The 6720-nt window shown below is 38.6% G+C and carries 7 protein-coding genes and 1 pseudogene; 1 reads left to right on the forward strand and 7 read right to left on the reverse strand.

All coding sequences use genetic code 11. The annotated features are described in order from the left end of the window. Positions 1-449: 449 nt before the first annotated feature. The 5 genes and pseudogenes from ABDZ72_RS03945 to fdhA all read right to left on the reverse strand — a co-directional run. Positions 450-573: pseudogene (locus tag ABDZ72_RS03945) on the reverse strand (tyrosine-type recombinase/integrase); the annotation flags it as partial. Between the two features lie 579 nt (positions 574-1152). Then, the gene (locus ABDZ72_RS03950) at positions 1153-2190 is read right to left on the reverse strand and encodes a hypothetical protein (RefSeq protein ID WP_343751311.1); all 1038 of its coding nucleotides are present in this window, start codon (positions 2188-2190) and stop codon (positions 1153-1155) included. Between the two features lie 74 nt (positions 2191-2264). Next, positions 2265-2855, reverse strand: a complete 591-nt coding sequence (locus ABDZ72_RS03955; protein ID WP_343751312.1) for a hypothetical protein — start codon at positions 2853-2855, stop codon at positions 2265-2267. A 154-nt stretch (positions 2856-3009) separates the two neighbouring features. After that, positions 3010-3201: a hypothetical protein gene (locus ABDZ72_RS03960; protein ID WP_343751314.1), complete on the reverse strand. Its 192-nt coding sequence runs from the start codon at positions 3199-3201 to the stop codon at positions 3010-3012. 261 nt (positions 3202-3462) lie between these two features. Next, on the reverse strand, positions 3463-4680 hold the full coding sequence (fdhA, locus tag ABDZ72_RS03965; protein WP_343751315.1) for a formaldehyde dehydrogenase, glutathione-independent: 1218 nt from the start codon (positions 4678-4680) through the stop codon (positions 3463-3465). A 647-nt stretch (positions 4681-5327) separates the two neighbouring features. On the opposite strand from fdhA, the gene ABDZ72_RS03970 reads away from it, so the two are divergent. Next, positions 5328-5462: a hypothetical protein gene (locus ABDZ72_RS03970; RefSeq protein ID WP_343751318.1), complete on the forward strand. Its 135-nt coding sequence runs from the start codon at positions 5328-5330 to the stop codon at positions 5460-5462. A gap of 33 nt (positions 5463-5495) precedes the next feature. On the opposite strand, the gene ABDZ72_RS03975 is transcribed toward ABDZ72_RS03970, so the two are convergent. Both ABDZ72_RS03975 and ABDZ72_RS03980 read right to left on the reverse strand, forming a co-directional pair. Beyond that, complete coding sequence (locus ABDZ72_RS03975) at positions 5496-5795, reverse strand: hypothetical protein (protein ID WP_343751316.1); 300 nt, start codon at positions 5793-5795, stop codon at positions 5496-5498. A gap of 600 nt (positions 5796-6395) precedes the next feature. Further along, on the reverse strand, positions 6396-6720 hold a 325-nt coding region (locus tag ABDZ72_RS03980), incomplete at its 5' end, for an integrase core domain-containing protein (RefSeq protein WP_343751317.1).

Genomic DNA, 6720 nt, shown 5'->3' on the forward strand with positions numbered 1-6720 from the left:
GAGTTTTAGTTCAGTTTGTTCTTTTTTAAGTAAATTGGCGCCTTGACTTATTTGCCATTATACGCTGTCCCCAGTGCCCCAAACCTGTTATTCCACATAATGGCCCTTTAACGGCATAATCCTTATTAAAGAATCGCGCCCGATAAAGGAATAGAGCAGAGGAATACTACATTGCTAAAATAAATTCCTGCACATATGAAGTACACGTTCAAGATCATGCTTATGTAATGCACCTATCTGGCGTTTTAATTCAGATCCATGCACAGAAATAATTTTTGAAGTTCGTGCCACAGATGGCTTTAACAATCCGGCTTCATTCCAAATACTCCAAAACAGGAGTAGACATATCATGCACCTCCATTAATCTATACTCTTATTATAACCTATACCCGCGCCGACATAAATGTTCTGGCAAGATATGTTTTAATTTTCTTTAAAACAAATTCGAATTAATAATAAAAATACCTGCTATATAAATCATGTCTCACTGAGATGGGCATAAATCCTTGTTGTTTCACTCTTTTCATGACCGAGAAGGCTTTGTATTACTTCAAGAGGCGCGCCATTGTCTAATTACTGTGTATTCAAAGAATGCCCCAGCCAAGAATCGCAGTATACCAATAGCAACTATGTCAATTATCATAATCCATTTATAAAACTTGTAACTAATAATAATCCCTCTATCTTCCGTTCTTCATTCATTACAGTATAATTAATAGCAATATGTTATATTAAAATATAATAGACTGGCTTCGCATGAGGGGTTTGGTGGCACTGTCGACCTGCCGTGAGTCTTCGTTGGGAGACTTCCCAGGGAGGGAGGTGCTTGCCAATGGACATTGTTAGTGCACTGACGCTGATGATATCCTTTGGGATGTTGGTGGCGTTTATTATGTCTGACAAAAACCATAAAAAATAACCCCTCATGCGCCTTGGACAGTACGTGAGGGATTATTTTCCTAAGCTGCCAACCCCTCTTGTTGGGGTTCAGTCTATTATGACCGTTCCATGTATTTCATGGGCGGTCTTTATTAGTGTATGCACTTATATCTTTTCTATGTTTATTATACCACGAAATCAATATTTGTACACATTTCATTTATTTTAAGGGCGGGGACTGTCCCCATAGCCTAAAAGATCCTACCCTATCTTCTAGTCAACTTCCATACTATCTATTATTTTAATCAATTCATCTGCACCCTCATTATCGAGTGGTCTTTCAATACGCCTACCAGTAAATTTAATATGCACATCATTTTCTTCTAAATAGATGCTATTTTCTCTATCTTCTTCCACAATCTTTTTCGCTTTTCGACCACTTGGTAATTCAATGTCTTCGCTAATATCTTCATCATGAAAATTTTCAAAAGCAGGATCCGATTCATTTGATGTGAAATAAATAAGTTGGGAGTCTACTTCTTCATCATTATCCGTAATAAAATCCTCCTCATATCTGAAACTTATTGCTTCATCAGCCATGTTCATACTCTCTAAATTTAAATTATTCGCAAAATAGTTAGGCATAATAAAGTATTCGTTCACTGTATTTTCTAGTTCAGTATGCATCTTCTCATATAGATCATTTTTCTTTTCCATTTCCTCCATAATGCCTATTAGATATTCCTTAACAGCTTCTCTATCTTCTGATACAACTTCAAAACGATAATAAATACCATCTTCTTCAAACAAGGTTGTAATAAATTCTGTATCATACTTTCCTATTGTTACTTCTGTTCCGCTTGACAGTGTCTCAGTCTCTTTGTCATAAACGTCACCATAATCTATCCTCTTTGTGTTATTAGATATATATAGGTGTGTTTCTGCCAAAAGGTCATTGGAAGCTCCGTCATTATAAGTTAAATGAAGAAGATACATTGGTTCATCTTTCGTCGAAATAAATGATTTACTAAACAGGTAGTTAAAATCCTCTTCACTATCTAGTGTCATATTCGGTAGTTTTAATTGATCTAAAAAGGCGAAAATACTATCTACATTTTCTTTTTCACCTAAATCCTTCTTTTCTCCAAAAGAAATATCTTCTGCTTTTTCCTCCGTAACTTCACTACCTTGATTGTCTGTTTTCTCTGTTTGATTCTCAGCACTGCTACCCGTTTCTTTTTCATTACTGCATGATACAAAAATAAAACTACAAACAAGAAGAATAATCATGCCGCGCATATGTTGCTTCATCTAATATCACTCCGATTTATTCATTTTATTTTTGAAGTTTTGAAGATAAAGTAAAACTGCAATCAGGTGTTATATTAAGAATCATTTACCTTGTGCCATTTTAGATCGTCGTCTATAAATGCTGATGTATTTTTAGGATAGCCATAATAATAAATCTTTTTTCCTTTGTCACTAAATGCCCTGGCATTAAGCTTATCTATTTGTTTGCTGAAAGGGAACAGGAAAAAAATACGCTCTCCCTTTTTAATTTCTTTCCTCACGCGATTGGTTCCTGATCCTGCTATTATATAGTCGATATGGGCATCATTTGATTTTACGCTTAAAAACGTAAATGGATCTTGATCATCATCGGATACACTCATACCCCCAACGGTTACAAGAGACTCGTTTCTGTAAGGAATGTATGTGGAAGAATTACTTCGATGTAACAACCCTGATGTGTCAGACAAAACCGTTCGATACATTTCATCACTGTCACTTTTAAATAAAAAAACAGCCGATGAATCCATTTTATATTGATCGACTAATTGGTAGTCCTTCGTCACTTCACTATTAGCTTTTGCAGCATTCAATGCTGTAAATCTATATCCAGAGATAAAGAAAAAGAATACTAACGCTGCGATAATGAAAATTGAAACCGGAACCATCTTATTCCATTTCGCCAAACTTACACCTCCCTATCGTCTTATTCCTGCAAAAACTTAATTATCTTTTTATCATTATTCGTTTTTATTGCCACAACCTTAGTGTCAAAAGCAATAAAGACTGGTAATTCTTCTATTTTTATGAACGTATACTGTTTGTTAAACATCCTAGTGATTACTTTTTCACTAAATCTATAAGGTAATGAACTTGTGCAATTAAATAAGATAGAAAACATATATTTACTGCACCGATAGATAAAATGGTTGTCTCTAAAAGGTTGCTGCTGTTAAAGAATCCATTACCTATAAAAAAGATAACAAAACCGATAACTAATGTCCCGAAAAAAATTTTAATATACTTACTCATTTGATTACCTCCCCCCTTCAATAAATTGAGGTTTTATAATGTCTTCATTCTTCCAGTTTTAACCCCTTTTAAAATTAGCCAAATAACATACCTAATAGGTCCCCAGGCAGTAGCAGATAGAAATTGTGTGGGGGGGCTGTCCCCGTTGCCCCGCTGGTACTGCTCCCGTAAGAAAATCCGGCAGTAATACACGGGTATATACCCGCATATGTCTGCCGGTTTCTCAAATGATAATATCATTATAGTAAATTCATATGGCGTTTATTTCTTAAATACACCGTGCGGATCAATGACAAACTTCTTGGCAACGCCACTGTCAAAATCGGCATAACCCTGAGGCGCTTCGTCCAAGGAAATAACCTGGGCGTTGACCACATTCGCAATATCAGCTTTCTCATGCAAAATCGCGTTCATTAACTGCCGCTGATACCGCATCGCGGGCGTTTGTCCGGTATGAATGGAATGCGCTTTGGACCAGCCTAGTCCAAAATTGACTTTAAGGGAACCATACTGGGCATCCTTATCTTTTGCGCCAGGGTCTTCTGTAACATAAATACCAGGAACACTGAAAGAACCGCCAGCTTCCACAACGTCCATTGCTGTGTTTAATACTGTTGCGGGTGCGGCACCATAATCTGTACCAGGCCCGTAGGCTTCAAAACCAACTGCATCAATAGCACTATCGACTTCCGGCGAGCCAAGGATCTGGTCGATCTGTTCACCAACATCGGCATGCTCTTTCAGATTGATGGTTTCACAGCCAAAGCTTCTGGCCTGTTTCAGCCGCTCTTCGTTAAGATCCCCGACAATAACAACCGCTGCCCCCAGTAATTGAGCTGAATGAGCTGCAGCAAGACCAACCGGACCAGCTCCGGCTACATAAACACTCGATCCAACTGTTACACCGGCATTAATCGCACCGTGAAAACCTGTTGGAAATATGTCTGATAACATGGTCAAATCCAGCAGTTTATCCATGGCCTGATCTTTATCCGGAAATTTCAGCAGCTGAAAGTCCGCATAAGGAACCATCACGTATTCGGACTGGCCGCCAACCCAGCCGCCCATATCGACGTAGCCATAAGCACCGCCTGGTTTTTCCGGATTAACGTTGAGACAGATGTGCGTTTCGCCTTTCCGGCAATTTTTACACCTACCACACGCTACGTTAAAGGGGACGGATACAATATCGCCTACTTTCATATTTTCGACGTCACGTCCAACTTCCACAATTTCACCTGTAATTTCATGCCCCAGTACCATGCCTTCATCAACCGTTGTACGGCCTCGGACCATGTGTTGATCACTGCCACAAATGTTGGTCAGAATGTTTTTGATAATCACGCCGTGTTCACATTTACGGCCAACGTTCGCTTTTGGGACACCAGGACCATCATGTAATGTCAGATCCGGATATCCAATACTTTCCACTTCAACTTGACCGTTGCCTTTATAAACAACGCCACGATTTCCTGCCAAGCTAAGACCTCCCTCTTAAGTAAAGATAGCAGTGTATACTGCAATTACAGATTGACATTTCAATAGTAACTATTGAACTCTGTAGTATGTCGTTTTCCCGTAATTATCTAAATTAAACCTAACTTTATAATTTTAATAATATTTTTTAATATTAACGGAGGTCTGTCTCCTATAGTTCCGGCACTGTTTGTAGCGTTGGGGACAGTCCCCAGCACCCAGCCACCTACATTGGTGGAATTTGTCCGAAACCTCGGTATTTATTCTGGTCCTGCCTCAGCTCTTCATTAGACTTAGGGCGTTCTCCTTCCCACTGCTTTTTCGGGTTTTTATGCTTTATATATTTTCTCCAGCTAACAAACATGAAAAATACTACGACAAACATAGCAGACACGATGTTGCTAACCATTACAATCACCTCGTTTTCATTTTAACACAATATTATGTTTATTGACTTAATAATCAGAAAATGGATCCCTATATATTCCAAATTTATGACCCGTTATGTGACTTATCATCGTCGCCGGCGTCCTCGTCATTCAATTCATTTTTCTATTTATCTATCGCCGTCAATACTGACAGTGCACCATTCACATGAAGAATAAACAATAACACGTATTTTCGTGCTATGCAGCAGGACACAACCCGGCATGTACCGTTTTAAAGCAAACGAATCCAAACGGAAATCAACGACGGCGGCAGAAGATCACTTGGCGGCTTTTCAACGGTTGGATCAGTCTGATTTGACAGGGGCGATTGAGTGCCTTGCACCCACACAATTCTGAATTGTTTTTGTGCCTGGCACCCTCTATTCTTTGTTAATTATACAAAACCCCCATTACAAAGGGAGAGACAATCAGTAGTACGGAAACAGAAATAAGTGTGACGGAAACCGTTTTTGGTAATTTTTTCTTACCGCCGCCTTTATACCAGCCGAAAAATTGAAATTTGTTTCTATACAAAACAAAAAGCAAAACCAATATAGCTAATGCCCCAAGCCACGAATAAGATTCTGTTGTCTCATTGACTGTATAAATATTACCGATTACAGCCCAACCTAAAGCACCAAGTAATCCAAATATAAGAATAATACGAAATAGCTCTAACACAACTCTCACTTCTTACACTCCCTTCTAATTTTATTCCGTTATATGACCGATTCCGCAATACAGGAAGCATATCAAAGTCCTAATGTGATGTTATTTTATCATCAAATCAAAAGTACCCATTGGGTTCACGATAAACTATATACCCAACTTTTATTTGATTAAAGCGTCCCATTGTCTTAAAGCGACCCAACCAACTTAGTGAGATATAAATAACATAAAATAAGCTATTGCAGCGAAAATAGCTGAAATAAATATAAGTATTGAGTAGTTTTGTTTGTCCTGTTTATTTATAATGGCACGAATGGCATAAATTGCAGATAAGACTGACGCGAACGTACAAATTGCTCCTATTAGCATAACTGGCAACATCTTTTTACACCCCTCGACTCAGTAATAGCGTCCTTTGTTGAATTATTGTATGTTAGGTGGACCCCAGTGTCAAGACACATATTTTATGAAAATAAGGTGAAAGTTGGTTCATGCTTGTCGTCCTTTTCCATCTTAGAAAACGGGGTCTTTCCTATGTCAGGTTCTGTCAAGGGGCGCTTTTACCCTTGACGGGTTCTGACATGGGAAAGATAATAGCCTAAAGATGGAAAGGATCAACTCTTAGTGACAATAGACGGATTCAGGCGTTTTATAGTTTAATGACTGATGAGGGCGCTCATGGTTATAGGTTTTCATATACTCTCGTATATTGTTTCTTGCATCCCTCGGTGTGGCATAGTCTTTCAGATAGACCTCTTCATATTTGAGGTTGCGCCAAAATCGTTCGATACGGATATTGTCCAGGGCACGTCCCTTAGAATCCATACTGATTTGTATAGATGGGTGCTCCTTCAGTAGATTGATATAGCTGGAGCTGGTGAAATGACTGCCCTGATCGCTATTAAATATATCTGGTGTTCCGATTGCGAATGCACGCTGAACAGCT

Source organism: Lentibacillus halophilus (assembly GCF_039522485.1).
Classification (GTDB): domain Bacteria; phylum Bacillota; class Bacilli; order Bacillales; family Amphibacillaceae; genus Lentibacillus; species Lentibacillus halophilus.

Excerpts from the sequence above, each read along its gene's own strand:
- ABDZ72_RS03960 (WP_343751314.1), bottom strand. The coding sequence starts at position 3,201 with ATGAGTAAGTATATTAAAATTTTTTTCGGGACATTAGTTATCGGTTTT.
- ABDZ72_RS03970 (WP_343751318.1), top strand. The coding sequence starts at position 5,328 with ATGTACCGTTTTAAAGCAAACGAATCCAAACGGAAATCAACGACGGCG.
- ABDZ72_RS03950 (WP_343751311.1), bottom strand. The coding sequence starts at position 2,190 with ATGAAGCAACATATGCGCGGCATGATTATTCTTCTTGTTTGTAGTTTT.